Consider the following 26,980-nt stretch of genomic DNA (forward strand, 5'->3'; position numbering starts at 1 on the left):
GCCATGTCCGGTCCCCGTCCCGTCCGCGCGCCGCGCGGCTCCGCGCTCACCGCGCGGGGCTGGCCGCAGGAGGCCGCGCTGCGGATGCTCCAGAACAACCTGGACCCCGAGGTCGCCGAGCATCCGGACGAGCTGGTCGTCTACGGCGGCACCGGACGGGCCGCGCGGAGCTGGGACGCGTTCGACCGCATCGTCGGCGCGCTCTCCCGCCTGGACGGGGACGAGACGCTGCTCGTCCAGTCCGGCAAGCCCGTCGGGATCTTCCGGACGCACGAGTGGGCGCCGCGCGTCCTCATCGCCAACTCCAACCTCGTCCCGGAGTGGGCGACGTGGGAGGAGTTCCGGCGGCTGGAGGCCGACGGGCTCACGATGTACGGGCAGATGACGGCCGGGTCGTGGATCTACATCGGCACGCAGGGGATCCTCCAGGGCACCTACGAGACGTTCGCGGCCGTCGCGGCGAAGCGGTTCGGCGGGAGCCTCGCCGGGACGATCACGCTGACCGCCGGGCTCGGCGGGATGGGCGGCGCGCAGCCGCTCGCCGTCACGATGAACGGCGGCGTGGCGCTGTGCGTGGAGTGCGACCCGTCCCGGATCGACCGGCGGGTCGCGCACGGCTACTGCGACGTCCGCGCCGACTCGCTGGACGAGGCGCTGCGGCTGGCCGAGACGGCGAAGGCCGGGCGGCGGGCGCTGTCGATCGGGGTGCTCGGGAACGCGGCGGACGTCGTCCCGGAACTGCTGCGGCGTGGCGCGCCCATCGACGTCGTCACCGACCAGACCAGCGCGCACGACCCGCTCGCCTACCTGCCGCGCGGCGTCGCGTTCGACGCCTGGGCGGACGAGCGCGACCGCGACCCCGCCGGGTTCACCGCGCGGGCGCGCGAGTCGATGGCCGAGCACGTCGCGGCGATGGTCGGGTTCCAGGACGCGGGCGCCGAGGTCTTCGACTACGGCAACTCGATCCGGGGCGAGGCGCGGACGGCCGGATACGCGCGGGCGTTCGACTTCCCCGGGTTCGTCCCGGCGTACATCCGGCCGCTGTTCTGCGAGGGCAAGGGGCCGTTCCGGTGGGCGGCGCTGTCGGGCGACCCGGCGGACATCGCCCGCACCGACCGCGCGATCCTCGACCTCTTCCCGGAGAACGAACCGCTCGCGCGGTGGATCCGGATGGCGGGGGAGCGGGTGCGGTTCCAGGGGCTTCCGGCGCGGATCTGCTGGCTCGGGTACGGCGAGCGGGACAAGGCGGGCGCGGTGTTCAACGATCTCGTCGCGCGCGGAGAGGTGAGCGCGCCGATCGTCCTCGGCCGCGACCATCTGGACTGCGGGTCGGTCGCGTCGCCGTACCGGGAGACCGAGGCGATGGCGGACGGCTCGGACGCCATCGCGGACTGGCCGCTGCTGAACGCGCTGCTCAACACGGCGTCCGGGGCGACCTGGGTGTCGATCCACCACGGCGGCGGCGTCGGGATCGGCCGGTCCATCCACGCGGGCCAGGTCTGCGTCGCGGACGGCACGGACCTCGCCGCGCGCAAGCTCGAACGGGTGCTGACCAACGACCCGGGCACGGGCGTCATGCGGCACGTGGACGCGGGATACGAACGGGCCGCCGAAGTGGCCGACGAGCGAGGCGTTCACATCCCGTGAACTTCGACGCGATGTGGGCGGAGCTGCTGCCCGTCGGCCGGGACCCGGCGGGCGGCTACCGGCGTTTCGCGTTCACGCCGCCGGAGCTGGAGTGCCGCGCGTGGTTCCTCGAACAGGCGCGGCGGCGGGCGCTGGACGTCGAGCGGGACGCGAACGGCAACCTGTTCGCCTGGTGGCTCCCGCCGGACGGGCGGCGCGACGGGGCCGTCCTCACCGGCAGCCATCTGGACTCCGTCCCGGGCGGCGGGGCGTTCGACGGGCCGCTCGGGATCGTGTCGGCGTTCGCGGCGATCGACGTCCTGCGGGAGCGGGGCGCGGTGCCGGCCCGGCCGGTCGGGGTGGCGGCGTTCGCCGAAGAAGAAGGCGCGCGGTTCGGCGTCGCGTGCCTCGGGTCGCGGCTGCTCACCGGGACGATCGACCCGGAGCGGGCGCGGGCGCTGCGCGACGGTGACGGGCGCTCGTTCGCGGCCGTCCTCGCCGAGCACGGCCTCGACCCGGCGCTGATCGGCCCGGACGACGACCTGCTCGGCCGGTGCGCCTGCTTCGTCGAGCTGCACATCGAGCAGGGCCGGGCGCTGGACGTCCCGGTGGGGGCGGCGAGCGCGATCGTCCCGCACGGCCGCTGGCGGTTCGGCTTCACCGGCGCGGGCGACCACGCGGGCACCACCGCGCTCGCCGACCGCCGCGACCCGATGCTGCCGTTCGCGCGGACCGTCCTCGCGGCGCGGTCGGCGGCCGAGCGGTTCGGCGCGGTCGCGACGGTCGGGAAGGCGGAGATCGTGCCGGGCGGGGTGAACGCGATCCCGTCGTCGGTCACGGCGTGGCTGGACGCGCGCGGGCCGGTGGACGACGCCGTCCGCCGCACCGTCGCCGAGGTCGAGCGCGCCGCGCGGGACGCCGCGTCCGCGCACGGCGTGACCGTGGACGTCGCCGAGGAGTCCTACAGCCCGGCCGTCGCGTTCCGGCGCGAGCTGCGCGACCGGATCGCCCGGGTGCTCGGCGGGGTGCCGGTGCTGCCGACCGGGGCGGGGCACGACGCGGGAGTGCTCGCCGCGCGGCTCCCGACGGCGATGCTGTTCGTCCGGAATCCGACCGGTGTGTCCCATGCGCCCGCCGAGCACGCCGAACCGTCCGACGTCGGGGCGGGCGTCGCGGCGCTCGCCGCCGTCCTGGCCGACCTGGCGGAGGCGTGATGCGGTGGTTCGCCGAGTACGCGTGGGTGGACGACGCCGTGCTGCCCGGCGTGCTACTGGAGGCCGACGGCGACCGGTTCGCCCGGATCGTCCCCGGCGAGGCGCCGCCGCCGGACGCGCGGCGCCTGCCCGGCCTGACGATCCCCGGCCTCGCCAACGCCCACTCGCACGCCTTCCACCGGGCGCTGCGCGGCGGCGTCCAGTCCGGCCGGGGCACGTTCTGGACGTGGCGGGAGCGCATGTACGCCGTCGCCGACCGGCTCGACCCCGCGTCCTACCGGGCGCTCGCGACGGCCGTGTACGCCGAGATGGCGCTCGCCGGGGTCACCTGCGTCGGCGAGTTCCACTACCTGCACCACCGGCCCGGCGGCGGCGCCTATCCGGAGCCGAACGCGATGGGCGACGCGCTGCTCGCGGCGGCGTCGGCGGCCGGGATCCGGATCACCCTGCTCGACGCCTGCTACCTGACCGGCGCCCCGGGCACGCCGCTCGCCGGGACGCAGCGCCGGTTCGGGGACGGCACCCCCGGCGCCTGGCGCGACCGAGTCCGCGCCCTGCTGTCCCGGGCCGGGCCTGACGTGCGGATCGGCGCGGCGATCCACTCGGTGCGGGCCGTCCCGCGCGCCGCGCTGCCGGTCGTCGCGGACTTCGCGCGCGAGCACGGCGTGCCCCTGCACGTGCACGTGTCCGAGCAGCCCGCCGAGAACGCCGCGTGCCTGGACGCCTACGGGGTCACGCCGGTGCGGCTGCTCGGCGACGCGGGCGCGCTCGGGCCGCTGACGACGGCCGTCCACGCGACCCATCTCGACGCCGCCGACGTCGCGCTGCTCGGCGGGACGGACACGACCGTCTGCCTGTGCCCGACGACCGAACGCGACCTCGCCGACGGGCTCGGGCCGTCCGGGGACCTCGTCCGCGCCGGCGCCCCGCTGTGCGTCGGCTCCGACCAGCACGCCGTTGTGGACCTCCTGGAGGAGGCCCGCGCGGTCGAACTGCACGAGCGGCTGCGGACGGGCGAGCGCGGGCACTTCCGGGCGAGCGCGCTGCTGGCCGCCGCGACGTGGCACGGGCACGCGGCGCTCGGCTGGCCGTCCGCCGGGCGCCTGGAACCCGGCGCGCACGCCGACCTCGTGACCCTGCGCCTCGACTCGCCCCGCACCGCCGGCTGCGCGCCGTCGCCGGAGACGGCGGTGTTCGCCGCGACCGCCGCCGACGTGACGACCGTGGTGGCGTCCGGGCGCGAGATCGTCCGCGACGGCCGCCATCTGACGATCGACGTCCCGTCCGCCCTCCGGGAGGTCCTATGAGTCTGGTGATTCATGGGATCGGGGAGTTGGTCACGGCGGATCCGGCGGCGGGGGACGGGCCGCTCGGGGTGCTGCGGGACGCGGCGGTCGTGTTCGACGGCGGACGCGTCGCGTGGGTGGGCGCGTCGGGTGCCGCGCCTGCCGCCGATGAGGCTGTGGACGCGCGCGGGCGCTGCCTTCTGCCGGGGTTCGTGGACTCCCACGCGCATCTGGTGTTCGCGGGGGACCGGGCGGACGAGTTCGCCGCCCGCATGACGGGGCGTCCGTACGCGGCGGGCGGGATCCGGACGACCGTCGAGGCGACGCGCGCCGCGTCCGACGACGCGCTGCGCGCCAACCTGCGGCGGCTCGTCGCGGAGATGGCGCGGCAGGGCACCACGACCGTCGAGTGCAAGTCCGGGTACGGCCTGACGGTCGAGCAGGAGCGGCGGTGCGTGCGGATCGCGGCGGAGGTGACCGGGGAGGTGACGTTCCTCGGCGCGCACGTCGTCCCGCCCGAGTACGACGGCGACCCGGGCGGGTACGTCCGGCTGGTGTCGGGCGCGATGATGGCCGCGTGCGCCCCCTACGCGCGCTGGATCGACGTGTTCTGCGAGCGCGGCGCGTTCGACGCCGCGCAGGCCCGGACGGTCCTCGCGGCGGGCGCGGCGGCGGGGCTCGTGCCGCGCGTCCACGCCAACCAGCTCGGGCCCGGCCCCGGCGTGCGGCTCGCGGTCGAGATGGGCGCGGCGTCCGCCGACCACTGCACGTTCTTGGCCGACGCCGACGTGGACGCCCTCGCCTCGTCCCCGACGGTCGCGACGCTGCTGCCCGCCGTCGAGTTCTCCACCCGTCAGCCGTATCCGGACGCGCGCCGCCTGCTCGACGCGGGCGCCGCCGTCGCGCTCGCCACCGACTGCAACCCCGGGTCCGGCTACAGCTCCAGCATGGCGTTCTGCGTGGCGCTGGCCGTCCGGGAGATGGGGATGAGCCCGGCGGAAGCGGTTCTCGCGGCGACGGCGGGCGGGGCGCGTGCGCTGCGGCGCGGGGACGTCGGACGCCTCTCGCCCGGCGCCCGCGCGGACGCGCAGCTCCTCGACGCGCCCAGCCACATCCACCTCGCGTACCGTCCGGGGGTGCCGCTGACGGCCGCCGTCTGGAAGGACGGCGTCCGGCAGGTGTGAATCGCGCAGGGCGGGTACGACGGGTCGCGTCCATCCGACCGGGCACGGGGAGGCGCGAATGGCCGAGTTCCTGACCGACATGAAGGTGCTGCGCGAGCGGGCGCGCGAGGAGATCGCGAAGGGGCCGGTGACGTCGGCGTACGGCGCGGACGTCCAGCGCGTGATCCAGGTGCTCAACGAGGCGCTGGCCACCGAGATCGTGTGCGTCCTGCGGTACAAGCGGCACCGGTTCACCGCGACCGGCATCCACGCCGAGGGCGTCGCGGCCGAGTTCGCCGAGCACGCCGCCGAGGAGCAGGAGCACGCGGACCTGCTCGCCGAGCGGATCGTCCAGCTCGGCGGCGAGCCGGACTTCGCGCCGGACACGCTGACGTCCCGCGCGCACGCCGAGTACGACGCGAGCCTGGACCTCGCCGAGATGATCAAGGAGGACCTGGTCGCGGAGCGGATCGCCGTCGCGTCCTACACCGAGATCATCCAGTGGCTCGGCGACGACGACCCGACGACGCGGCGGCTGTTCGAGCAGATCCTCGCGCAGGAGGAGGAGCACGCCGACGACCTGCGCGGCCTGCTGGAGCGGCTGCCCGCCGCGCTGGAGTCCTAGGGTCAGAGCACCGGGAACCGCAGCGTGAGTTCCAGCCCGCCGCCGGGGTTCGGCCGCGCGTCGACGGATGCGCCGTGCGCCTGCGCGATGGACGCGACGATCGACAGGCCGAGGCCCGTCCCGTCCGCCGCGGAGCGGTCGGCGTGCAGGCGGCGGAACGGCTGGAACAGCTCGGCGACGCGGTCGGCGGGGACCTCGGGTCCGGTGTTGCGGACGGTGAGCGTCCCCGCCGCCGACAGCGCGAGCAGCACCGTCCCGCCCGGCCGGTTGTACCGGACGGCGTTGCCGAGCACGTTCGCCAGCAGCCGGTTCAGCAGCACCGGATCGCCCGCGACGACGGCGCGCTCGGTCGTGAGCGTCACCGTGACGTCCCCGGCGGGCAGCTCCTCGGCGGCCTGCCGGGCGAGGACGTCCAGCGCCACCGGCTCGGTCCCGTCCAGCCCGTGCTCGGCCTGCGCGAGGATGAGCAGCGCGTCGATCAGCCGTTCCGTCCGGCGGTTGGCGGTGAGCAGCTTCGTCCGGACCGGGACGAGCCGGTCGGGCAGCGGGTCGTCCAGTCCGATCTGGATCGCGGCGCGCTGCACGGCGAGCGGCGTCCGCAGCTCGTGCGCCGCGTCGGCGATGAACCGCCGCTGCGCCCGCACCGACCGGTCCAGGCGTTCCAGCATCGCGTCGAAGGTGTCGGCGAGGTCCTTCAGCTCGTCGCGCGGGCCGTCCAGCGCGATCCGCTCGTGCAGGTTGGACAGCGACAGGTGGCGCGCGGCGGCGGTGATGTCGTGCAGCGGGCGCAGCATCCGCCCGGCGATCCACCGGCCGAGGACGAGCGACACGACCGCCAGCACCGCCAGCGTCGCGCCCGTCACGCCCCACTGGTAGTGCAGGACCTGGTCGGGCAGTGACTGGATGACGGACGTGCCCGCGAGCATCCGCGGCGGCGGGACGACGCCGCCGGGCGGCGGGATGTCGCCGCCCTGCTTGATGAGCCCGTCCACGCGGTGTTGCAGCATCTCCCGCAGCAGCACGTTCACGACCGTCAGCGCGATCAGCGACGTCAGCAGGTACAGGCCGCTGGAGAACAGCGTGAGCCGCATCCGGACCGTCCGCAGCGGCCCCGGGATCACAACCGGTATCCGGCGCCCTTGACGGTCTCGATGCACGGCGGGTCGCCGAGCTTGGCGCGCAGCCGGCTCATCACGACCCGGACGGCCGTCGTGAACGGGTCCGCGTGCTCGTCCCATGCCTGCTCCAGCAGCGTCTCGGCGCTCACGACCGTCCCGTTCGCGCGCAGCAGCACCTCCAGCACGGCGAACTCCTTCAGCGACAGCCGCAGGAACCGGCCGTCGCGGAACGCTTGCACGCGCCGCGGGTCCAGCGTGATGCCGCCGCGCCGCAGGACGGGCGGGGACGGCGTGTGGCTGCGCCGGCCGAGCGCCTGCACGCGCGCGACCAGCTCGCCGTAGTCGAACGGCTTGGGCAGGTAGTCGTCGGCGCCGAGCCCGAGGCCCGCGACGCGCTCGGACACCGACGCGGCGGCCGTCAGCATGAGGATCCGCGTGCGGGCGCCGCTCTCCACGAGGTCGCGGCAGACGGCGTCGCCGTGGATCCCCGGCAGGTCCCGGTCCAAGACCAGGACGTCGTAGTCGTTCACGGACAGGCGCTCGACGGCGGCGGTCCCGTCGTGGGCGACGTCCACCGCCATCGCGTGCCGCCGCAGGCCCTCGGCGACGAGATCCGCCAAGTCCCGTTCGTCCTCCGCCACGAGCACTCGCATGCCCCGAAGTCCTACCGCGCGGGACGTAACACCACCGTTAACGCCCGCGTTCACGGCCGCGCAAACGTCCGCGCGCCAGGGTGGGCGGCATGACCACCAAGAGGATCGCCGTGCTGCTCCCCGTCGCGCTGCTGGCCGCGGCGTGCTCGGGGAACGCGCCGGGGAAGGCGGTGCCGAGCCTGAAGGCCGCGAAGCCGTCCGCCACCGCCGCGACGGGCAAACCGGACCTTCTGGCGTTCGCGCGGTGCATGCGCAGCCACGGCGTGCCCGACTTCAAGGACCCGGACGCGTCCGGCGGCGTCGGCGTCACCCGCGCGCAGGCGCAGTCCCCGGCCTTCAAGGCGGCGGACAAGGCGTGCCGCGCCTACGCCGGCGCCCCGCCCGGCGGCGGCCAGCAGCCGCACATGGAGAACCCGTGGCCCGCCGCGCAGCAGCTCAAGTACTCCCAGTGCATGCGCGCCCACGGCTTCCCGCAGTTCCCGGACCCGTCCGGCGACGGCAGGCCGCCGATGATCGACGAGGACTCGGGCATCGACCCGAAGTCGCCGACGTTCCAGGCGGCGGACAAGGCCTGCGCCGCCTACCGCCCGAAGAACGTGGGCAAGGCGGGCGGCCCGAAGGGCGTCCAGCCCGGCCCCTGACCCGGCGCGGGGACGGGCCGCCACGGGGGCCCCGTCCCCGCGCCCTCTGATAGACCGTTCCGCATGGCCGTCGACTTCGGGGTGCGCGAGTTCCAGTTCACGCTGCTGCCGCGCATGGCGGACCTGGCGCCCGACCGCGTAGAACAGGCCCTGACCGACCTGGACGCGACACGCGCCGAGATGCGCGCGGCCTACCGCCGCTGGCTGGCGATGGCCCACGCCCGGCGCGCCCCCCGGGGCCTCACCCGCTACAAATGGGCCCTGGGCCCGCCCGCGACCACGACCCGCCGCCGCTTCGGCGACCTGACCTGCGGCGTGGCCCGCTGGCCCCTCCCGCTCTGGCCCGACCTGCTGTTCGAGGTCCTGACCGGCCCCGACGGCGACGTCTGGAACGACTGGCTGATCCGCCCGCCGTCCAGCCCGCCCCCCGACCTGCCGCCCCCACCGGACCTGACCCCTTGGTCCTGCGTGGTCTCCGACGTGACCGAGCGCTTCCCCGACGCCCGCGACCAGGAGGGCTCAGCCCCGACCCGCTGGACCGTCCTGATCCCCTGGCACGACGGAACCCACCGCGCCGATTTCGTCCACGGCCTCCTCCAACACGTCACCCCACCCTGACGTAGTGGTGGTTGACGCGGAGGAGGGGGGTTCTCGCGGACGGGGCGGGGTCGATGGCGAGGACGTCGGCGATGAAGAGGGTGTGGTCGCCGGCGGGGACGCGGTCGCGGGTCGCGCACTCGAAGGCCGTCACGCCGCCGTCGAGGATCAGGGCGCCGGACGCCGGGCCGCGGTGGTGGGGTTCGGCGGCGAGCAGGATGCGGGCGCCGGGGCGGCCGGGCATGGCGAAGCGGCCCGCCAGGGCGCGTTGGTCGGCGGACAGGATCGTCGCGGCCCAGCGGTCGCGGCGGGTCAGGACCTCGGCGAGGTAGGACGTCGTCGTCAGGCTCGCGAGGACGGTCGGGGGGTCGGCCGACACCGACAGGAACGACGAGACCGTCACGCCGTGGTCGTCGCGGCCGTCGCGGACGGTCAGGACGACCACGCCGGTCGCGAACCCGGCCATGGCCGCGGTGAAGTCCTCGCGCGCCGGGCGGCTCGCGGTCAGCGGAACTCCCAGTGGCCGGGGAGGGTCAGCGGGCCCGCGGCGGGCAGGCCGAGCCGGGCCGCGACGCCGCGCAGCGCGCCCCAGCCGGAGAACGCGTCGAACCGCGCGGCGGCGGCCGTGCGGTCGTCGCTGGACTCGGGCGGACGCAGCCGGTCCAGCGGCGAGGTGTGCGGGAACGTCCGGACGGGCGCGTCCGCGCGCAGGCCCGCGCGGGAGCGGGCGAGGTCGAACGCGCGCTCCAGGCCGCCGAGTTCGTCCACCAGGCCGTTCTCGCGGGCGTCCGCGCCGGTCCAGACCCGGCCGCGCGCCAGCTCGTGGACGCGGTCGCGGGACAGGCCGCGCCCGTCGGCGACCTTGCCGGTGAAGTCGGCGTAGATCGCGTCGAGGGAGCTGTCGATGCGCGCCCACTCGTCCTCGCTGAACGGCTTGGTCGCCGAGAACATCCGCGCGTGCTCGCCGGACGCGACGTGCCCGAGCCCGACGCCGAGCCGGTCCAGCAGGTCGGTGACCACGGCCTTGCCGACGACGACGCCGATGGACCCGGTGATCGTTCCGGGCTGCGCGACGATCGTGTCCGCCGCCATCGCGACGTAGTAGCCGCCGGACGCCGCCACGTTCCCCATCGACACCACGACCGGCTTGCCCGCCTCGCGCGCGAGCACGACCTCGCGCCAGATCGCGTCCGAGGCGACGGCCGACCCGCCGGGGCTGTTCACGCGGAACACGATCGCCTTCACGTGCTCGTCGCGGACGGCCGCGCGGAACGCCGCGCCGATCGTGTCCGAACCCATCGCCGGTCCCTGCGACGGGAGCGGTCCGCCGCGTCCGCTGCGGCCGAGCCGGATCGGGCCGATGCCGTTGATGAGCGCGATCCCGTCCCGGCGGCCGGGCTGGGGGAGGCGGCGCGCGACCGACTGCGTCCGCTGGTAGCGGGTGACGTACCGCAGCAGCGGCTCCCCGCCGACCTTCGCGCGGACGTGCGCGTACACCTCGTCGCGGTACCCGAGCCGGTCGACCAGGCCGGTGGACAGCGCCTCGGACGCCAGCAGCGGCCCCGAGTCCACGCACGCCCGGACCTCGGCGGCGGACCGGTTCCGCGCCGCCGCGACGTCCGCCGTGATCTGCTCGCCGAGCGACTCCACGAGCCGCCGCGACGACTCCTCGTGCTCGGGCGTGTAGCCGCGCTCCATGAACGTGTTCGCCATGGTCTTGTACTCCGACCGCTTGGCGAACTGCGGCCGGACGCCGAGCTTCTCCGCCGCGCCCGCGAAGAACGGCTCCTCCAGCGCGACGCCGGTCAGCCCGAGTTCGCCGGTCGGCTGCATCCACACCTGCTCGAACGCGCTCGCCAGGTAGTACGGGACGGTCCCCTGCCCGCCCTCGCCGAACGTCTCCGCCCACGCCACGGTCAGCTTGCCCGCCCTGCGGAACGCGGTGACGGCGTCGCGCAGCTCCTGCGCCTGCGCGAGCGCGACGCCGGGGACGACCTTGGCGACGAGCGCCTTCACGCGGGGGTCGGTGCGGGCGCGGCGCAGGCCGTCCAGGATGTCGCGCAGGTGCGTGCGGCGCATCGACAGCAGCGCCGAGACCGCGTCGGGCGGCGACGTCTCGACCAGACCGTCGGTCAGGTCGAGTTCGAGGACGAGCGGGGCCGTGCGCCGTTCGCGCGCCTGCCGGACGAGGGTGACGACTGAACCGGGGTCCACCATGGCTCCCAGCCTATGCAATGCCGTCGCGGCGCCCGCCGGGGTCACCGGCGCAGGGTGCCGGAGATCGCGACGAGCGTCCGGCCGGAGTACGCCAGGCCCGCGCCGGTGCGGGTCAGCGTGACCGTGCCGCCCGCGCAGGCCGCCCGGTTCGTCCGCCCGCCCGGCGGGGACTCCTGCGCGGTGAGCGTGTCGCCGCTGACCGACAGGACGGCCAGCGCGTTCGTGCAGCCCCACGCGCGGTAGGCGATCGTGCCGCGTCCGCTGCCCGCCCGCAGCGTGAGCGTCGCCTCGGTGCCGGACGCGGGCTCGCCGAACCCCTCGGCGCGCCGCATCGTCCCGGTCCACGTCCCGGCGAACGCGGCGGTCGCGGCGGCCACCGGCTCGACCGGGTCGCCGGACGTGGTCACGGTCGTGGACGACGAGGAGTGCGTCGTGCTCGACACGACCGCCGCCGGTCGTTCGCGGTGCGGTTTACCGCCGCCGTCCGGCCAGACCGCCTGCGCGCCCCAAGCGGCGCCCGCGACGAGCGCGCACGCCACGAGCCACCGCACCGCCCGGCCGCGCCGCGCAGGCACCGTGCGCGCAGCCTCCGCCGGGCGCGTCGCCTCCGCCCTGCGCGCCGCCTCCGCTGGGCGCGTCGCCTTCGCCGCCCGCGTGGTCTCGGCCGGACGCGTCGCCCCCGCTGGGCGCGTCGCCTCGGCTGGGCGCGCCGTCTCGGCCGTCCGCGTGGTCTCGGCCGTCCGCGTGGTCTCGGCTGGGGGCGGCGCCTCGGCTGGGGGCGTCGCCTGCGCCGGGGTCTCCGCCGGGCGGGTGGTCTCGGACGGGTCGACGAGGCGGGTCATGAGGCGACGGGCGTCGGGGCGGCGCGCCGGGTCCTTGTCCAGGCAGTCCGCCAGCACCGCGCGCAGCGGTGCGGGGACGCCGTCCAGGTCGGGTTCGCCGTGCGCGATGCGGTGCAGGACGGCCGGGATGGTTGCCGCGCGTCCGAACGGCGGCCGTCCCGTCGCGGCGAACACCATCGTCCCGGCCCAGGCGAACACGTCGGACGCGGCGGTCGGCGCGGCGCCCTCCAGCCACTCGGGCGCGAAGTACGCGGGCGTCCCGACGAGCCCGGTGCTGGTGTCGGCGTCGACGGCGCGGGCGATGCCGAAGTCCACGACGCGGGGACCGTCCGGGCCGAGCAGGACGTTGGCGGGCTTGAGGTCGCGGTGGACGATCCCGGCCGCGTGGATCGCGGCGAGCGCGCCCGCGGCGGCGACGGCGAGCCGGTGCAGGTCGTCGCCGTCCAAAGGCCCCCGGGCGGCGACGCGGTCGGCGAGGGACGGGCCGTCCACGAACTCCGACACGAGGTAGGGCAGCGGGCCGTCGGCGGACGCGTCCAGGACGGCGGCGGTGCAGAACGGCGCGACGCGGCGGGCGGCGGCCATCTCGCGCGCGAACCGGGCCCGCGCCGCCCGGTCGGCGGTCTTCAGCACCTTCACGGCGACGCGTTCGCCGCCCGGGCCGGTCGCGAGGTAGACGACGCCCTGGCCGCCCTCGCCGAGGCGTCCGGTCAGGCGGTAGCCGCCGATCTCGGGCGGATCGCCGGGGTCCAGCGGAGCGGCCATGGCGACCTCGAATCGGGGGGCGGCGGCACAAGATCACCGCCACGGTACACGGCCGGGCGCGCCACCGGCCGTGCACCGGCGGCTAGGCGGCGGCGGGCGCCGGCTGCGCCGCGCGCCGCGACAGAAGCCCGTCCAGCGCGAACGCGCCCGGGCCGGTGAAGACGAGCAGGAACAGCGTCCAGCAGAACATCGCGGCGGGCTCGCCGTGGTTCTGGATCGGCCAGAACGCGTCGGGCTGGTGGACCTTGAAGTAGGCGTAGGCCATCGAGCCCGCGGCGACGAACGCGGCGGGCCGCGTCGCGAGGCCGAGCAGCACGAGACCGCCGCCGACGAGCTGGATCACGGCCGCGTACCAGCCGGGCCAGGTCCAGGCGTCGATCGAGCCGCCGCCCTGGGCGCCGCCGAGGACGCCGAACAGCGAGGCGGCTCCGTGGCAGGCGAACAGCAGCCCGACGACGATGCGGAACAGGCCCAGCACATACGGCTGAGCCTGGGTGAGACGTGCGTTCATAGTGGGGGGACTCCTTCGGTCGGCAGAACAGTCGGCGGAAGTGAGCGCCCCAAGATTAGGTAGCCCTTACCAATGTTGAAAAGTACATCGACATGTGATGCCAGTCTCCCTGACTCCGGTGGTTAGGGTCGGGGGATGGCGGACGGCGATGGCGACGGATGGGCCCGCTGCGGGCAGGGGCACACGCACTGGGGGCGGTTCGGGGCGTCCGGTCTGCTCGTCTTCCACCGCGACGACGACGGGACCGTCCGCGTCCTGCTCCAGCAGCGCGCGTGGTGGGGGATCGGCGGCGGCACCTGGGGCATGTTCGGCGGCGCGCTGCACAGCCATGAGGACCCGGTGGCCGGAGCGCTGCGCGAGACGTCCGAGGAGTGCACGCTGGACGTCGCGTCGGTGCGGCTGCACGGCGCGTCCACCGACGACCACGGCGGCTGGTCGTTCACGTCGGTGATCGGGTCCGTCGCCGACCGCGCGGACGTGGGCGCCGCGTCGCGCGAGACCCGCCGCGCGAAGTGGGTGCGCGTGGACGCCGTCGACGGCCTCCGGCTTTTCCCGCCCTTCCGCCGCTCGTGGCCGCCGTTCCGGGACGCGCTCGTCCGCGTGGAACTCGTCGTGGACGCCGCCAACGTCGTCGGCGCCCGCGCGGACGGCTGGTGGAAGGACCGCGCCGGAGCCAACGCGCGGCTCCGCGACGACCTCGCCGCGCTGGCGTCCGGGGTGCGCGGGCTGCCCGCCGGGCTCGTCCCGTACACCACCGTCATGCCTGACGTGGTGCTGGTCGTGGAGGGTCAGGCGCGGACGGTCGCGGGCGAGCCGTTCCCGGGCGTCCACGTGACGGCCGCGCCGGGCAGCGGCGACGACCACATCGTCGACCTCGTCTCACGCCCGGACCCGGGCGCGCGGCGCGTCGTCGTGACCGCCGACCGCGAGCTGCGGGCGCGCTGCGAGGCGGCGGGCGCGTCCGTCCTCGGCCCGCGCTGGCTCCTCGACCGCCTCCCGCCCCGCACCCGCCCCGCCCGCTAGCCGCCCGCGCGGAGGACGCGGACCGCGCACCGCTCGCACGCCCGCCCGGCGGCGCCGGCCGCGTGCGCGGTCGGCCGCCCGGCGGGGCTAGCCGGGGCGGACGACGAGGCGGTGGCCGGCGTCGGCGAGGACGCGCGCCGCCTCGTCCGCGCGGTGCTCGGGCACCAGCACCAGGTCCGCGTGGTAGGTGGACGCGACGAACACCGGCACGCCCGCGGCGGCCAGCGGGCCGACCAGCGCGGCGAGCATCCCGGGCACGTCCGTGCCGTGCGGGGAGTCGCCGTAGAAGCCCGTCCAGTGCTCGGCCTCCGACCACGGCGGCGCCTCCCGGACGACCGTCAGGCCCTCCGGGGCGCGCACGAGCGCGATCCACTCGTCGTCCTCGGGCAGCGTCGCGTGCGCCAGGTGCTCGACCACGAACCGGCCGGGGACGCGGTGGAGGCGCTGCGCGGAGACGTCGGGGACCATGCCGCGCAGCCTAGTGCGCGGCGGACGGCCGGGTGCGACCGCACGGACCCTCCCACGCGGGGGTCGCGCCGATGCGGGGTCCGTGCGGCCACGTTCTCCTGTCCCGCGCGGTGAGGACCACCCCGCCGACCGGGACTCCACTCCTTGCTCACCGGGACGCCAGACGTCGCTGCCGTCCCGGCCGATCGCGCCGGGCCGCGGCCCGGTCGCGTCGGCCCGGTCCGCCCCCGCTCGCGGACCGGGCCGCCCGCCGTCCACCGCCACGGTCAGCCGTCCTCGGCGGCGAGCCGGGACCGCAGGCCCGCCGCGTCGTCGGCGGACAGCGTGGTCGCGGCACCGGATCGCAACCGCTCCTCGGTCAGGTCCCCGCCGCGCGTCGCGTACCAGCGCCCGGCGTCGCTGCGCCAGACGAGCCAGCCGGGGAACTCACGTTCGATGGCCGCCTTCTGGTCCGCGAAGTCGCCCATCAAGGTCGTCCTTTCCCCGCGGAGGTTCTTCTGTATACAAAAGTCGTACTCGGTCAAAGGAGTGTCAAGCTATCCGTAAGCGGACCGTCTCCCTCGGGATAGCGCCCGGAGCGTTCGCGCCCGCGGCGTGCCTGCCGGGACGAAGGAGGTGACGCCGGTGGCAGAGCGTCCGGCCTACCAACGCATTGCCGACACGTTGCGCGCGGGGATCCGCGACGGCCTGCACCCGCCCGGCGAGCGGTTGCCGACGTTCGCGCAGCTCAGCGCGCGGCACGGCGTGTCGGAGATCGTCGTCCGGCAGGCCGTCGCGCTGTTGCGCGGCGAGGGCCTGGTGGAGACCCGGCGCGGCGGCGGGACGGTCGTGCGGGCGTCGCCGCCCGTCCGGCGCGTCGCGATGGACCGGTACCGGCGGTTCGCCGGGGCCGCGCCCGAGCCCGCCCCCGAGCCCGCGACGACGTTCACCCACGACCAGCGCATCGCGTGGAACGAGTACCGGCTCGACCGCGAGTTCACGCGCGTCCGCGCCGCGCCCGACCTCGCCGCGCTGTTCGAGCTGCCCGCGCGGACCGAGCTGCTGCGGCGCCGGTTCGTGTTCTACTCGCGCGGCAAGCCGCACCAGATCTCGGTGAACTACCTGCCGTGGTCGCTCGTCGGCGGGACGCCCGTCGCCGATCCCGACCGCGAGCCGTGGCCCGGCGGGACGCTCGCGCAGCTCGGCTTCCTCGGCCGCGCGGTCACCCGCGTCGAGGAGTCGGTCGGCGCGCGGATGCCGACGCCCGAAGAGGGCGAGACGCTGCGCATGGCCGCCGGGACGCCGGTCGTCACGATCACGCGGCGGCTGATCTCCGACGGACAGGTGATGGAGGTGTGCCGGGACATCGTCATCCCCGCCGACCGCGTCCTGCTGGACTACGCCATCGACCTCTGACGGACGGCCGGGCAGACCGTGCCCTCCCTTTCGATCGCGCGGGGGGCCCGGAAAGTTCGCGGCAAAGGGGGAACTGGCCGAGTTCGGTCGTTTCCCCTCGGCCCGTCGCGGCCGACGCCTAGGCTTTCGGCGTTGGCCGCCCCGCCATGCAATGAACGGCCACCCGTGGTGACAGGGGAACGTCGCGCGGGCGTCCCCGTGGTGGACGGCGGCGTCGACCCCCCTTTCACCGGCGATCAGGAGGACCGGGCGGCATGCGGACCGGACCGGGGCGGCTGAGGGCCGCCGCGCGGCAGTGGGCGCGACCGCGGGAGTTCCGCATCAGGCCCGCGCCGTGGCCCGACGACGCGCTCGCGGTCCTCGCGGACCTCGTCCGCGCGATCGAGGCGGAGACGGCGGCGCACCGGGCGGCGCTGGACGCGCCCGGACCCGAGCGGCCGGTGGACGCGCTCGAACCCGAGCGGCCGGCGGACGCGCCCGGACCCGCGTGGGCGGTGGACGCGCCGGAACGCGACGCCGCGCCCGCCGCGGACGGCCTGCCCGGCTCGTCGGCCGCCGACCTCGCGACGAGCGTGTGGCGGCTGCGGGCGAAGCTGGCGGCCACCCCCGACGCGCCGCGCGCGCTCGTCCGCCATGTGGACACCGCCTGGGACACGCTCGCCGACGCCGGGATCGTGATCCGCGACCACCTGCACGAGCCCTTCGACCCGGGACTGTCGATCTCCGTCGCCGCCTACGAGGCCACGCCGGGCCTGCGCCGCGAGGAGGTCATCGAGACCCTGCGCCCGAGCGTGTTCCTGCACGGGCGGACCCTCCAGATGGGCGAGGTGATCGTGGGGACGCCGGAGAAGTCCGAGGAGAAGGCCGGAGCGGAGGAAACGCACACCCGATGACCAGGACCACGATCGACTTCGGTATCGATCTCGGCACCACCAACAGCGCCATCGCCAAGATCCAGGGCGTCGGCGCCGAGATCATCAAGAACAACGCCGGCTCGGACACGACGCCGTCGGCCGTCATGGTCGACCGGCGCGGACGGCTGTCGGTCGGCCGCGCCGCCAAGGAGCGCAGCGAGGTCGACACGGAGAACACCTGTGTCGAGTTCAAGCTGCGGATGGGGACGACCGGCCAGCCCAAGCTGTTCAGCGCCGCCAACCGGACGATGGAGCCGGAGGAGCTGTCGGCGGAGGTGCTGAAGTCGCTGCGCCGCGACGTCGCGATGGCCACCGGCGAGGAGATCACCTCGGCCGTGATCACCGTCCCGGCCGCGTTCGAGCTGAGCGCCTGCGACGCCACGCGCCGCGCCGCCGAACTCGCCGGGCTCACCTACGCGCCGCTGCTCCAGGAGCCGACCGCCGCCGCGCTCGCCTACGGGTTCCAGTCCGAGGAGGACGCGTTCTGGCTCGTCTACGACTTCGGCGGCGGAACGTTCGACGCCGCCGTGGTCAACGTGCGCGACGGCGAGTTCACGGTCGTCAACCACCGGGGCGACAACTTCCTCGGCGGCAAGCTCATCGACTGGGCGATCGTGGAGAAGCTGCTGATCCCGGCGCTCACCCAGGACCACCGCGTCTCCGACCTGCGGCGCGGCAACGAGCGCCGCACCGGCATGATCGCCAAGCTGAAGGGCGCCGCCGAGTCGGCGAAGATCGAGCTGTCGCGCGCCGAGTCCGCGGCGATCGTCCTGGAAGACCTGCTGGACGACGCGGGCCGCGAGTTCGACTTCGAGTACGACCTGCGCCGCGCGGACGTGGAGCGGTTGATCGAGCCGTTCATCGTCCGGTCGGTGAACCTGTGCCGCAAGGCGCTCACCGAGAGCCGCCTCGGGCCCGGCGACCTGCAGAAGGTCCTGCTCGTCGGCGGCCCGACGCTCACGCCGTACCTGCGCGAGCGCCTCGCCGACCCCAAGGAGGGCCTCGGCATCCCGCTCGACCACAGCCAGGACCCGATGACGGTCGTGGCGCGCGGCGCGGCGATCTTCGCGGCGGGCCAGCGGCTGTCGGAGGCGGCGCTGCCGGTGTCGGCCCCGGTCGCGCCCGGCGCGTACGCGGTCGAGCTGGAGTACAAGCCGATGGGCCCCGACACCGAGCCGTTCGTCGGCGGGAAGGTGACCGGCGGGCCGGTGGCGGGCTGCACCGTCGAGTTCGTCAGCGACGCGCTCCCGCCGTGGCGCAGCGGCCGGATCCCGCTCACCGACGACGGCGCGTTCACCACGACGCTGTGGGCCGAGCGGGGCCGCGCGAACACGTTCACGATCGAGTTCTCCGACGCGACCGGCGCGCCGCGCGACATCACGCCGAACACGCTGACCTACACCGTCGGCGTCGTCGACACCCAGCCGCCGCTGACCCACTCGATCGGCGTCGGCCTCGCGGGCAACGAGGTCGAGTGGCTGATCCGGCGCGGCACGCCGCTGCCCGCGCGCCGCCGCGTCCTGCTCCGCACGACGGTCGGGCTCAGCCGGGGCGCGTCCGAGGGCATGATCCGGATCCCGGTGCTGGAGGGCGAGCACCACCGCGCCGACCGCAACCGGCGCATCGGCCGGCTGGAGGTCGACCCGCAGCAGGTCCGCCGGGACGTCCCCGAGGGCAGCGAGGTCGACCTGACGCTCGTCATCGACGAGTCGCGGCTCGTCGTCGCGCGCGCCTACGTGCCGATCCTGGACGAGGAGTTCGAGCACGCCATCAACCTGCAGACCGAGACCGTCCCGACCCACGAGGAGCTGGCGCGCGACGCGGCGGCCGAGAAGCAGCGGCTCGCGGCGGTCCGGCGGCAGGCCGACGAGTACCGCGACGAGCGCGCCCGCGAGGTCCTCGCCCGGATCGACGCGGAGAACATCGTCGCCGACATCGACGCGATGGTGGACGCCGCCCGCGTCGACCCCGACGCCGCCACGACCTGCGGGAAGCGGCTCCTCGACCTCAAGGCCGCGATCGACGAGGCCGAGGACGAGCTGGAGTGGCCGCGCCTGGTCCAGGAGGTCCGCGAGATCACCGAGGCCGTCCGGCAGGTCGTCCGCAACAGCGGCGGGCCGAACCACGCGCGGATGCTCGCGTCGGCCGAGGAGGCCGTCGAGGCGGCGATCACCGCGCACGACGCCGACCTGCTGCGCCAGCGCGCCGAGGAGATGCGGCAGCTCGCGCTGCGCGTCATGGACGAGACCGGCGAGCTGGCGCTGCTGGCGTTCGACGAGCTGCAGTCCCTCACCGGCGAGATGAACGACCCGCACGAGGCGCGGCAGCTCGTCGAGACCGGACGGCGCGCCGCCGCCAACCGCGACATCGCGACGCTGCGGCACGTCAACGCGATGCTCAGCCGGCAGCTCCCGACGCCGCCGCCCGCGCCGGACCCGTTCAGCACCGTGCGGCGGGGCCGATGAACGAGCTGCACGCCACCGCCCGGCTCGCCGCCCGGGAGGTCGCGCTCGCGCAGGCGACGCGCCTCGCGCGGGCCGGGCGGCTCGCCGAGGCGCGCGACCTGCTGGAGCAGGCGTTCCCCGACGGCGAGCGGACGGCGCCGGTGCTGGACCTGCTCGCCCGCGTCCGCGCCCAGCAGGGCGACCTGGACGCCGCCGACCGGCACTGGGCCGAGGCCGAACGCCTCGCCCCCGGCGACCCGGACGTCATCGCGGCCCGCGCGCGCGTCGCGGCGCTGCGCGGGCGGCGCGTCACCCGGTTCGGGTGGCCGGCGGCGGCCGGGATCGCGCTCGTGCTGGCGCTCGTCGCGGGCGGCGGGGCGTTCGCCGTCACCCGCGCGTCCGACTCCGACCCGGTCGCGGTGGCGCCCGCCGCGCCGCCGCCCCCGCCGTCGCTCGCGTCCGGGTCGCCGCTGGACGCCCTGGACCTGCGCGTCCCGGGCGTCCGCGTCGTGCGGCAGGCCGGGGAGCTGTCGGTGACGTTCCGGCGCGGACTGTTCGACAAGGGCGCGACGCTGTCGCCGCGCGGCCGGGCCGTCCTCGCCGCGCTCGGCCGGCGGCTGCGTCCGGAGGCCGACCGGCTGCGCGTCTCGATCATCGGGCACACCGACGGCGCGGGCGGCGACTACACCGCCAACGCCGAACTCGGGTCCGTCCGGGCCGCAGTCGTCCGGGAGGCGCTGCGGGCGTCCGCGGGCATCCCGACCAGTCGGTTCGCCGTCTCGTCGCTCGGCGGCGAACTGCGGCCCTTCAAGGGCGCGGCCGGCGACGCCCGCAACCGGACGGTCACCCTGCGGATCTCCGCGACGGGAGGATCGTGAGCACCGACACCGACGCCGGGATGTTCTTCGCCGAGGCGGGACCCGATCTCTACGCACAGAACGCGTTCCGCGTCACCGGCCTCGCGGTGACCGCGACGGCCCGCGACATCCGCAAGCATTCGGAGCAGCAGCGCGTCCAGGCCCGGCTCGGCACCGCGTCGGGCTCGGGCTCACCCCTGCTGCCGCTGCCCGAGCCGCCCGACCAGAACGCCGTCGAGGAGGCCCTGCAACGGCTCCGCGACCCCGTCCGGCGGCTGGAGGACGAGTTCTTCTGGTTCTGGCCGATGGACCGCAGCGGCCGGGACGACGCCCTCGACGCGCTCCGGCGCGGCGACTTCGCCGCCGCCGAGGCGGCGTGGCGCGCGGCCGACGGGGGCCGGGCGGCGGCCGTCGCCGTCCACAACCTCGCCGTCCTCGCCCACGCCCGCGCCCTGGACGCGCGGCGCGGCGGCCCGTTCGACGACGAGCAGGGACGGCTCTGGACGGCCGCCTACGCGTCCTGGCGGCAACTCCTGACCGAGGCCACGTTCTGGCCCCTGCTGGACGCCCGGATCGCCGACCTCAACGACCCGCGCCTGGCCAACGTCACGTCCGCCGACCTGCGCCGCGACCTGCCCGGCGCGCTGCTGTCCATCAGCGCCCGGCTCGCCGCCGAGAGCGCCCGCGACGGGCAGCGCCGCACCGCCGCCGCCCACATCGGCATCGCGCGGCGCAGCGGGTTCGACGGCGCGGTGCTGGACGACGCCGTCCGCGCCGCCGTCGCGCCCGACACCGCGCTCGTCCGCAGCCTCGCCGACAACGCGCTGCGCGCCGCGCAGGCCGACGTGTCCCGGGGCGCGGAGGAGGCGCGGCGGCTCCTGGACCAGGCCGAGCCCGTCCTGCACGGCCTGGTGGAGCTGCTGCCCGCCGACCACCCGCTGCTGCAGGGCGCCCGCGACGACGTCGCCGGGAGCGCGATGCGGTGCGTCGTCATGCACGTCAACGACACCAAGGACTACGGGACGGCCGTCGCGCTCCTCGAACGCGCGCGGGCCGGCGCCGCCACCGACGCGACGCGGACGCGCATCGAGGAGAACCTGACCACCGTCCGCAACAACCTGACGTACTCGCGCTGCTGGTTCTGCAAGGAGCGCCCCTACGACGAGCCCAGCACGTTCAAGCAGGGGATGCACTCGAACGTCCAGCGGCAGTACGTGGCGGGCGGCACCCGCACGACCTGGCAGAAGAAGACGCTGGAGATCCCGCGCTGCGCCGCGTGCAAAGCCCGGCACGACAACAACAAGCGCACGTCGCTCGGCTTCGGCTGCGGCGGCGCGGTCGTGCTCCTCGGACTGGCCGTCGCGTTCTTCGCGTCCGGCATCCCGCTCGGCGGCGTGATCATGATCGGGGTCGCGATCGCGGCCGGGTTCCTCGGGACGCACTTCTCCGGCAAGTACGGGATCCCGAACGAGGAGCACCGGACGATCGAGGAGTTCGAGCCCGTCCGCGAGCACATCAGGGCGGGCTGGAAGTACGGCGAGAAGCCGCCCGGAGTGAGCTGAGTCAGCCGTCCCCGGCGAGCGCGTCGTAGGCGGGGGCGAGGACGTCCGCGAGGTCGCGGCGCCGCACCTTCACCGGGGGCGGCGCCGCGACCCGCAGGACCAGGCCGGGCGGGGCCGGGGGCGCGGGCGGCGGGTCGCGCAGCGCGGCGAGGCCGAGGTCGGCCGTCCAGAAGGTTTCGGCGTCGAGGGGTTCGGCGTCGTCGTCCTTCTCGGGTTCGGCGGGTCTCCGGCGGAGGGCGGTCAGCAGGTCGTTCCGGGCGCGCCCGTTCCACTCCAGGATGAGGAACGGGTCTTCGTCGAACGCGTCCGCCAGCGCGCGCAGGGCCGCCGCCGCGTGCGCGCACGGGCCGTCGCCCCAGTCGTCGCAGTCGCACATGACGTGCAGGGCGCCCGCGTGCATCGGGAACAGCGGACGGCCCGTCTCGGCGAACACCACCTCGATCTCCGGCGGGACGTCCCCCTCCAGCAGCCGCGCCCGCACCACCGGATGCGCGGCCAGCGCCGCGTCCACCGCCGCCCAGCCCGCCGGATCGACCGTCTCGACGCCGAGCGCGACGTCGTGGCCGTCGACGCGCGCGGTCACCTCGCCGGGCGCTACGCGCAGGTTCCGCACGTCGCCTTCGCCGTCGGCGTCCACGAGGCTCAGGAACCTGCGCGACCACCAGCGGTCGGGCGCCATCAGCCGCTCACCGCGTCCGGGGACAGGCGCAGGACGTCCCGCAGCTCCGCGACGGACAGGTCGGCGAGCCAGTCCTCCCCGGTGCCGACGATCGCCTCCGCCAGCGACTTCTTGCGCTCGATCATCTCGTCCACGCGCTCCTCCAGCGTCCCCGCGCACACGAACTTGCGGACCTGCACGTCCCGCGTCTGCCCGATGCGGAACGCGCGGTCGGTCGCCTGGTCCTCCACGGCCGGGTTCCACCAGCGGTCCACATGGACGACGTGGTTCGCGGCCGTCAGCGTCAGGCCCGTCCCGGCGGCCTTCAGCGACAGCAGGAAGATCGCGGGCTCGGGATCCTCCTGGAAGTGCCGGACGAGGTCGTCGCGCGCCTGCCGGGACGTCCCGCCGTGCAGCCACAGCACCGGCCGCTCCAGCCGCGCCGCGAGATACGGCCGCAGCATCGACCCGAACTCGGCGTACTGGGTGAACACCAGCGCCTTCTCGCCCTGCGCCAGCACCTCCGCGCAGATCTCCTCCAGCCGCTCCAGCTTCCCGGACCGTCCCGGCAGCCGCGACCCGTCTTTAAGGAGTTGCGCCGGATGGTTGCAGACCTGCTTGAGCTTCGCCATCGTCGCGAGGACGAGCCCCCGCCGCTGCTTCGCGTCGGCCTCCGAGATCTGGAGCAGCATGTCCTCCAGCGTCGCCTGGTACAGCGACGCCTGCTCGGCCGTCAGGTTGCAGTAGACCTTCATCTCCTGCTTCTCCGGCAGATCCGAGATGATCGCCGGATCGGTCTTCAACCGCCGCAGCACGAACGGCTGCGTGATCCTTCTCAGCGCGCGGGCGGCCTGCTCGTCGCCGTCCTTCTCGATCGGCACCGCGAACCGCTCCCGGAACGCCGCGCGCGGCCCGAGCAGCCCCGGATTGGCGAACTCCATGATCGACCACAGCTCGGTCAGATGGTTCTCGACGGGCGTCCCGGTCAACGCGATCCGCGTCCGCGCCGGAATGCCCCGCACCGCCCGAGCCTGCCGCGTCCCACTGTTCTTGAGCGCTTGCGCCTCATCGCACACGACCCGCCGCCACGCGACCCCCGCCAACACCTCCGCATCCCGCGCCGCCGTCCCATACGTGGTCAGCACCAAATCGACATCCCGCACCGCCTCCGCCAGCCCGTCCCCGCGCCGCCGCCCACCCCCGTGATGCACGTACACCCGCAACTTCGGCGTGAACCGCGCCGCCTCCCGCTGCCAGTTCCCCACCAACGACATCGGGCCGATCAGGAGCGTCGGCCCCGGCTTCTCGCCGTCCGCCCGCTCGGACGCCAGGAGCGCGAGCGTCTGGGCGGTGTTGTGGCAGAGCATTCCGCCGGCCACGTAGTTGTGGTGCTCGGCGACCTCGAAGTCGTAGACGTAGCCCTCGTAGTCGATCTCCTCGACGGAGACGACCGTCGCGTAGAACACCTCGCGCTCGGCCCGCGCGTCGAGCCGGTCGCGGATCGCGCGCAATGCGTCGCGATCGAGCCGTTCGTAGGCGGCGAGCGTGCGCTCCGTCCACTTGCTCCGCTTCAGCGCCGCGTACTCCACCGCCGCCGCGCCGGACAGGATGCGGTCCATGCCCTGGACGGCCTGCCGCGCGACGTTCCGGCCGAGTTCCTGCGTTCCGTTGAAATAGACGCACGGCACGCCGAAGTGCAGCATGGGCAGACCCGTGACGTCGCGCGCCTCTTTGAGGAGGTCGCTGCCGGGGACGCCCTCGACGTTCGTGTTGTGCGGGCGGTCGCAAACGGCTTCGAGCTTGGCCTGCTTGACCGGATCTTCGATGCCGATGTGGTCACGGAAGGCGCGGAGCCCCGGCCCGCCGATGATGCCGACCTGGTAGGGGCGTTTGATGCGGGTGCCGTTCGTGGCGTGCTTCCACTTGGTTGTGAAGCGAAGCCACACTCCAAACCGCCGCAACATCACGGATAGCTGGTGCATAAGGAACGGTGACGCGGAGGAAATCTCGACGACCCGCATTCTTTCGTTGACCGAACATTCTGCGGCGAAAAAATTTCGGAGAAAAAGTCGCAAGGTCGGCGCGTCGGCGGAGACGACGGATTCTGGAATCTTCTTGTGTGGTGAGTTGTGTCCCCAGCGGTAGTCGAGATCGTGTTCCAGGAAGTGGCGATAATCTCTACTGCAGAAAATCAGCCGAGCTGCTGTCTTGCCTGGGATCTGTATCAAGTCGCAGCGGCCGATTTCGAGGCCGAACCGCGCGCCGACCGCCATCAGTCTTTCGCGCAAGTCGAACAGCACGGCCGTGTTGTTCTGGGTGATGGATGCCGTGTTGTGCGAAGTCTCATGTCCTTCGGAAATTTGCCAGGCGAGCAGGACGGTCAGGTCGGGATCGACGGGATGGCCCGCATGGTCGAGCCGTGCCGGCACGCAAACTTTCATTCCTGGCTTCAGGTCCCGGGTCCATTCGTCGATGCCAAGAAGGCGGTGCCGTCGTGTGATGGTGATTTCACTGCCATCGTCAAGACTCACGCGGCGGACTCGCTCGCTGACGTGTTGCCGGTAAAGACGTGCAACTTGAGTCGTCGCCATACGGCCGGACTTGTCCAGGGAGTTGATGGTCACCGGGCGGGTCGGCGTGGCCCATTCCCCTTGGCCGTCCCATTCGGGTGTCCCGGCGAAACGGCCCCATGCGTCGCATGCGCGGATGGGTGTGCCATTAATGAGTACAAGATCATTTTTAATAATGCATTTACCAAGTCCCATCATATCTGCGAGAATCCCGCCAAGTCCGATATCGTCCAGGAATTTCAACCAGGCCAGGCCGCGCTCTTGGAATGGCCGGAGCGTTCCGTTGAATCCGGACGGGGTGGGCTGGGGGGTCAGGCGGTGGTCGGCCTCGCCGGAGAGGAGGTCGCCGAAGGGGCCGTCGGCGTCGACGGTGTGGAGGGGGAGGGACGGGTCGCCGGCGTGGACGGCCGCGCGTAGGGCCGCTGCGACGGGCATGCGGGTCTGGCGGGGGCGGCGGAGGAAGTCGAGGGCGGCTTCGAGTTGTTCTTCGTCCAGTTCGACCCAGCGGCCCCGCAGGCGAACGAGCGGGGCTTTCAGGCGGGCCAGTTCTGCCAGTTCGTCTTCGTCGATCGTCTCGTCGCCGAGGGCCAGGTCCCAGCGGACGTCGACCATGTCCTGGAGGCCAAAGCCCGAGGACGTCGCCGCGCCGGGTTCGGGGTCGGTGCGGGCGGTGAGCTTGAGGCCGAGGCGGGTGCGGCCCGCCCAGGTGGGGAGCAGGACGCCGAAGCCCGCCGCCTGGAGGACGGGTGCGGTCTGGCGGAGGAAGCGGAACGCGCCCGCTGTGGTGAGGGGTAGGTCGGTGGGGGTGGGGGTGTCCAGGGCTTGGGCCAGGTCGGGGAACAGGCGCAGGGCGCGGGCCAGGCCGGTCAGGAGGGCGTCTCCGGCGGCCGTGAGGGTGGGGGCCTCGCCTGCCCAGATGAGGGACGCGGGGACGTAGAGGCTCGGGTCGTCGGCGCTGCGCAGGGCGAACTCGACGCGCCAGGCGTCGGCGTCCTCGGCGCCCGGTTCGGCCAGCCGGAAGCACACGCCGAGGGGGCCGGACGGGCGTCGCGCCGCCGTCGCCCAGGCGTCGAGGTCGGCGATGAGGTCGGCGGGGTCGTCGCCGGGTTCGCGGGCGACGGCCGGGTCGGGGCCGGTGAGCGCGGCGATCCAGCGTTCGGCGAGCGGCACCCGGTCGGGTTCGCGGCCCCGGCGCGCGGGCAGCAGCGGGTGCGGCACGACGCCTCGGACGGCCGTGTCGGTGAGGCCGTCGAGGGCTTCGCGCAGGACGTCGGCGGCGGGGCGTCCGCCGTCGGCCGCGCGGCAGGCGCCGGGCATCGCGCGGACGAGGTCGCGGAGCCGGGCGGCGTCGTCCAGGACGGGGCGCCAGCGCGCGGCGAGGTCGCCGTCCTCGCGGACGAGCGCGGGCAGCACCCGGCCGCGCGCGGCGAGTCGGCCGGCCTCGGCGGCGAGCAGGCAGAGGTAGCGCAGGTCGGAGCCGGGGACGACGTCGCCCGCGTCCTCGGCGGCGTGCAGCAGCGCGGTCGCGGCGAACGGGTCGAGGACGAGCGCGGGGACGCGCCACGCCGCGAGCCCGGGGTCGCCGTCGTGCGGGCGCGGTCCGAGTTCGGGGGAGGGGAGCGGCAGGCCGTCCAGGGTCGGCAGGGTCAGCGTGAGCGTGACGCGGGGCGCCCCGGCCACCAGCGGCTCGTAGGACGTCCCCCGGAACGCGCGGGTGGCGAACGGGTGCGTGCCGCCGCCGCCGTCGTCGGGCGGCCCGGTGCGCTCGGCCCACAGGCACAGCGCGCCCCCGTGCCAGGCGGCGTGCGCGACGAGCATGATCGGCGGTTCC

At 74.8% G+C, this 26,980-nt stretch carries 23 protein-coding genes and 1 pseudogene; 13 read left to right on the plus strand and 11 right to left on the minus strand.

Going from position 1 to position 26,980, the window contains the following annotated elements:
* The first annotated feature begins 3 nt into the window (after window positions 1-3).
* The 5 genes from hutU to GQ466_RS05010 are packed head-to-tail and all read left to right on the plus strand — an operon-like array spanning window position 4 to window position 5,914.
* A complete protein-coding gene (hutU, locus tag GQ466_RS04990) occupies window positions 4-1,647 on the plus strand; it encodes a urocanate hydratase (RefSeq protein ID WP_161101552.1) in 1,644 nt (547 codons plus the stop codon).
* Window positions 1,644-2,840: an allantoate amidohydrolase gene (locus GQ466_RS04995; protein WP_337193324.1), complete on the plus strand. Its 1,197-nt coding sequence runs from the start codon at window positions 1,644-1,646 to the stop codon at window positions 2,838-2,840. Before hutU ends, GQ466_RS04995 begins: the two co-directional genes overlap by 4 nt.
* Window positions 2,840-4,147: a formimidoylglutamate deiminase gene (locus GQ466_RS05000; protein WP_161101553.1), complete on the plus strand. Its 1,308-nt coding sequence runs from the start codon at window positions 2,840-2,842 to the stop codon at window positions 4,145-4,147. Before GQ466_RS04995 ends, GQ466_RS05000 begins: the two co-directional genes overlap by 1 nt.
* Window positions 4,144-5,310, plus strand: a complete 1,167-nt coding sequence (hutI, locus tag GQ466_RS05005; protein ID WP_161101554.1) for an imidazolonepropionase — start codon at window positions 4,144-4,146, stop codon at window positions 5,308-5,310. Before GQ466_RS05000 ends, hutI begins: the two co-directional genes overlap by 4 nt.
* 58 nt (window positions 5,311-5,368) lie before the next feature.
* Window positions 5,369-5,914 (plus strand): ferritin-like domain-containing protein, encoded by a 546-nt coding sequence (locus tag GQ466_RS05010; protein WP_161101555.1) that lies wholly within the window; start codon window positions 5,369-5,371, stop codon window positions 5,912-5,914.
* 2 nt (window positions 5,915-5,916) lie between these two features.
* On the opposite strand, the gene GQ466_RS05015 is transcribed toward GQ466_RS05010, so the two are convergent.
* The gene (locus GQ466_RS05015) at window positions 5,917-7,035 is read right to left on the minus strand and encodes a sensor histidine kinase (protein WP_337193325.1); all 1,119 of its coding nucleotides are present in this window, start codon (window positions 7,033-7,035) and stop codon (window positions 5,917-5,919) included.
* Window positions 7,032-7,685 carry a response regulator transcription factor gene (locus GQ466_RS05020; RefSeq protein ID WP_161101556.1) on the minus strand — a complete coding sequence of 218 codons (654 nt, stop codon included), beginning with the start codon at window positions 7,683-7,685 and terminating at the stop codon, window positions 7,032-7,034. Before GQ466_RS05020 ends, GQ466_RS05015 begins: the two co-directional genes overlap by 4 nt.
* 89 nt (window positions 7,686-7,774) lie before the next feature.
* On the opposite strand from GQ466_RS05020, the gene GQ466_RS05025 reads away from it, so the two are divergent.
* The gene (locus GQ466_RS05025) at window positions 7,775-8,326 is read left to right on the plus strand and encodes a hypothetical protein (RefSeq protein ID WP_161101557.1); all 552 of its coding nucleotides are present in this window, start codon (window positions 7,775-7,777) and stop codon (window positions 8,324-8,326) included.
* A 63-nt stretch (window positions 8,327-8,389) separates the two neighbouring features.
* A complete protein-coding gene (locus GQ466_RS05030) occupies window positions 8,390-8,944 on the plus strand; it encodes a hypothetical protein (RefSeq protein ID WP_161101558.1) in 555 nt (184 codons plus the stop codon).
* Here GQ466_RS05030 and GQ466_RS05035 read toward each other — a convergent pair.
* The 4 genes from GQ466_RS05035 to GQ466_RS05050 form a co-directional block, all read right to left on the minus strand.
* Window positions 8,931-9,389 carry a flavin reductase family protein gene (locus GQ466_RS05035; RefSeq protein WP_161101559.1) on the minus strand — a complete coding sequence of 153 codons (459 nt, stop codon included), beginning with the start codon at window positions 9,387-9,389 and terminating at the stop codon, window positions 8,931-8,933. The genes GQ466_RS05030 and GQ466_RS05035 overlap by 14 nt on opposite strands.
* 38 nt (window positions 9,390-9,427) lie before the next feature.
* Entirely contained in the window at window positions 9,428-11,140 is a 1,713-nt protein-coding gene (sppA, locus tag GQ466_RS05040) for a signal peptide peptidase SppA (protein ID WP_161101560.1), read from the minus strand.
* Window positions 11,141-11,181: 41 nt separating this feature from the next.
* Window positions 11,182-12,747: a serine/threonine-protein kinase gene (locus GQ466_RS05045; protein ID WP_161101561.1), complete on the minus strand. Its 1,566-nt coding sequence runs from the start codon at window positions 12,745-12,747 to the stop codon at window positions 11,182-11,184.
* A gap of 82 nt (window positions 12,748-12,829) precedes the next feature.
* Window positions 12,830-13,258: a DoxX family protein gene (locus tag GQ466_RS05050; protein WP_161101562.1), complete on the minus strand. Its 429-nt coding sequence runs from the start codon at window positions 13,256-13,258 to the stop codon at window positions 12,830-12,832.
* A gap of 135 nt (window positions 13,259-13,393) precedes the next feature.
* On the opposite strand from GQ466_RS05050, the gene GQ466_RS05055 reads away from it, so the two are divergent.
* Window positions 13,394-14,281: an NUDIX hydrolase gene (locus GQ466_RS05055; RefSeq protein WP_161101563.1), complete on the plus strand. Its 888-nt coding sequence runs from the start codon at window positions 13,394-13,396 to the stop codon at window positions 14,279-14,281.
* Between the two features lie 87 nt (window positions 14,282-14,368).
* Here GQ466_RS05055 and GQ466_RS05060 read toward each other — a convergent pair whose 3' ends face one another.
* Both GQ466_RS05060 and GQ466_RS05065 read right to left on the minus strand, forming a co-directional pair.
* The gene (locus GQ466_RS05060; RefSeq protein WP_161101564.1) at window positions 14,369-14,749 is read right to left on the minus strand and encodes an ACT domain-containing protein; all 381 of its coding nucleotides are present in this window, start codon (window positions 14,747-14,749) and stop codon (window positions 14,369-14,371) included.
* Between the two features lie 266 nt (window positions 14,750-15,015).
* Window positions 15,016-15,216: a hypothetical protein gene (locus GQ466_RS05065; RefSeq protein WP_161101565.1), complete on the minus strand. Its 201-nt coding sequence runs from the start codon at window positions 15,214-15,216 to the stop codon at window positions 15,016-15,018.
* A gap of 157 nt (window positions 15,217-15,373) precedes the next feature.
* On the opposite strand from GQ466_RS05065, the gene GQ466_RS05070 reads away from it, so the two are divergent.
* The 5 genes from GQ466_RS05070 to GQ466_RS05090 all read left to right on the plus strand — a co-directional run bounded on the left by GQ466_RS05070 (window position 15,374) and on the right by GQ466_RS05090 (window position 21,921).
* A complete protein-coding gene (locus GQ466_RS05070; protein ID WP_337193326.1) occupies window positions 15,374-16,144 on the plus strand; it encodes a GntR family transcriptional regulator in 771 nt (256 codons plus the stop codon).
* Window positions 16,145-16,398: 254 nt separating this feature from the next.
* On the plus strand, window positions 16,399-17,037 hold the full coding sequence (locus tag GQ466_RS05075; protein ID WP_161101567.1) for a nucleotide exchange factor GrpE: 639 nt from the start codon (window positions 16,399-16,401) through the stop codon (window positions 17,035-17,037).
* A complete protein-coding gene (locus GQ466_RS05080; protein WP_161101568.1) occupies window positions 17,034-19,523 on the plus strand; it encodes an Hsp70 family protein in 2,490 nt (829 codons plus the stop codon). The genes GQ466_RS05075 and GQ466_RS05080 overlap by 4 nt, the downstream gene beginning before the upstream one ends.
* Window positions 19,520-20,380, plus strand: a complete 861-nt coding sequence (locus GQ466_RS05085; RefSeq protein ID WP_161101569.1) for an OmpA family protein — start codon at window positions 19,520-19,522, stop codon at window positions 20,378-20,380. Before GQ466_RS05080 ends, GQ466_RS05085 begins: the two co-directional genes overlap by 4 nt.
* Entirely contained in the window at window positions 20,377-21,921 is a 1,545-nt protein-coding gene (locus GQ466_RS05090; protein ID WP_161101570.1) for a hypothetical protein, read from the plus strand. The genes GQ466_RS05085 and GQ466_RS05090 overlap by 4 nt, the downstream gene beginning before the upstream one ends.
* A gap of 1 nt (window position 21,922) precedes the next feature.
* Here the strand turns inward: GQ466_RS05090 and GQ466_RS05095 are convergent, their stop codons facing one another.
* From GQ466_RS05095 to GQ466_RS33075, 3 genes and pseudogenes are all read right to left on the minus strand, one after another.
* Entirely contained in the window at window positions 21,923-22,600 is a 678-nt protein-coding gene (locus tag GQ466_RS05095) for an SWIM zinc finger family protein (RefSeq protein ID WP_161101571.1), read from the minus strand.
* On the minus strand, window positions 22,600-24,012 hold the full coding sequence (locus tag GQ466_RS33070) for a DEAD/DEAH box helicase (RefSeq protein WP_378186430.1): 1,413 nt from the start codon (window positions 24,010-24,012) through the stop codon (window positions 22,600-22,602). The genes GQ466_RS05095 and GQ466_RS33070 overlap by 1 nt, the downstream gene beginning before the upstream one ends.
* Window positions 23,992-26,967, minus strand: a pseudogene (locus GQ466_RS33075) (SNF2 helicase-associated domain-containing protein); the annotation flags it as partial. The pseudogene GQ466_RS33075 and the gene GQ466_RS33070, both read right to left, overlap by 21 nt.
* Window positions 26,968-26,980: the final 13 nt, after the last annotated feature.

Source organism: Actinomadura rayongensis, assembly GCF_009831215.1.
Classification (GTDB): Bacteria; Actinomycetota; Actinomycetes; order Streptosporangiales; family Streptosporangiaceae; genus Spirillospora; species Spirillospora rayongensis.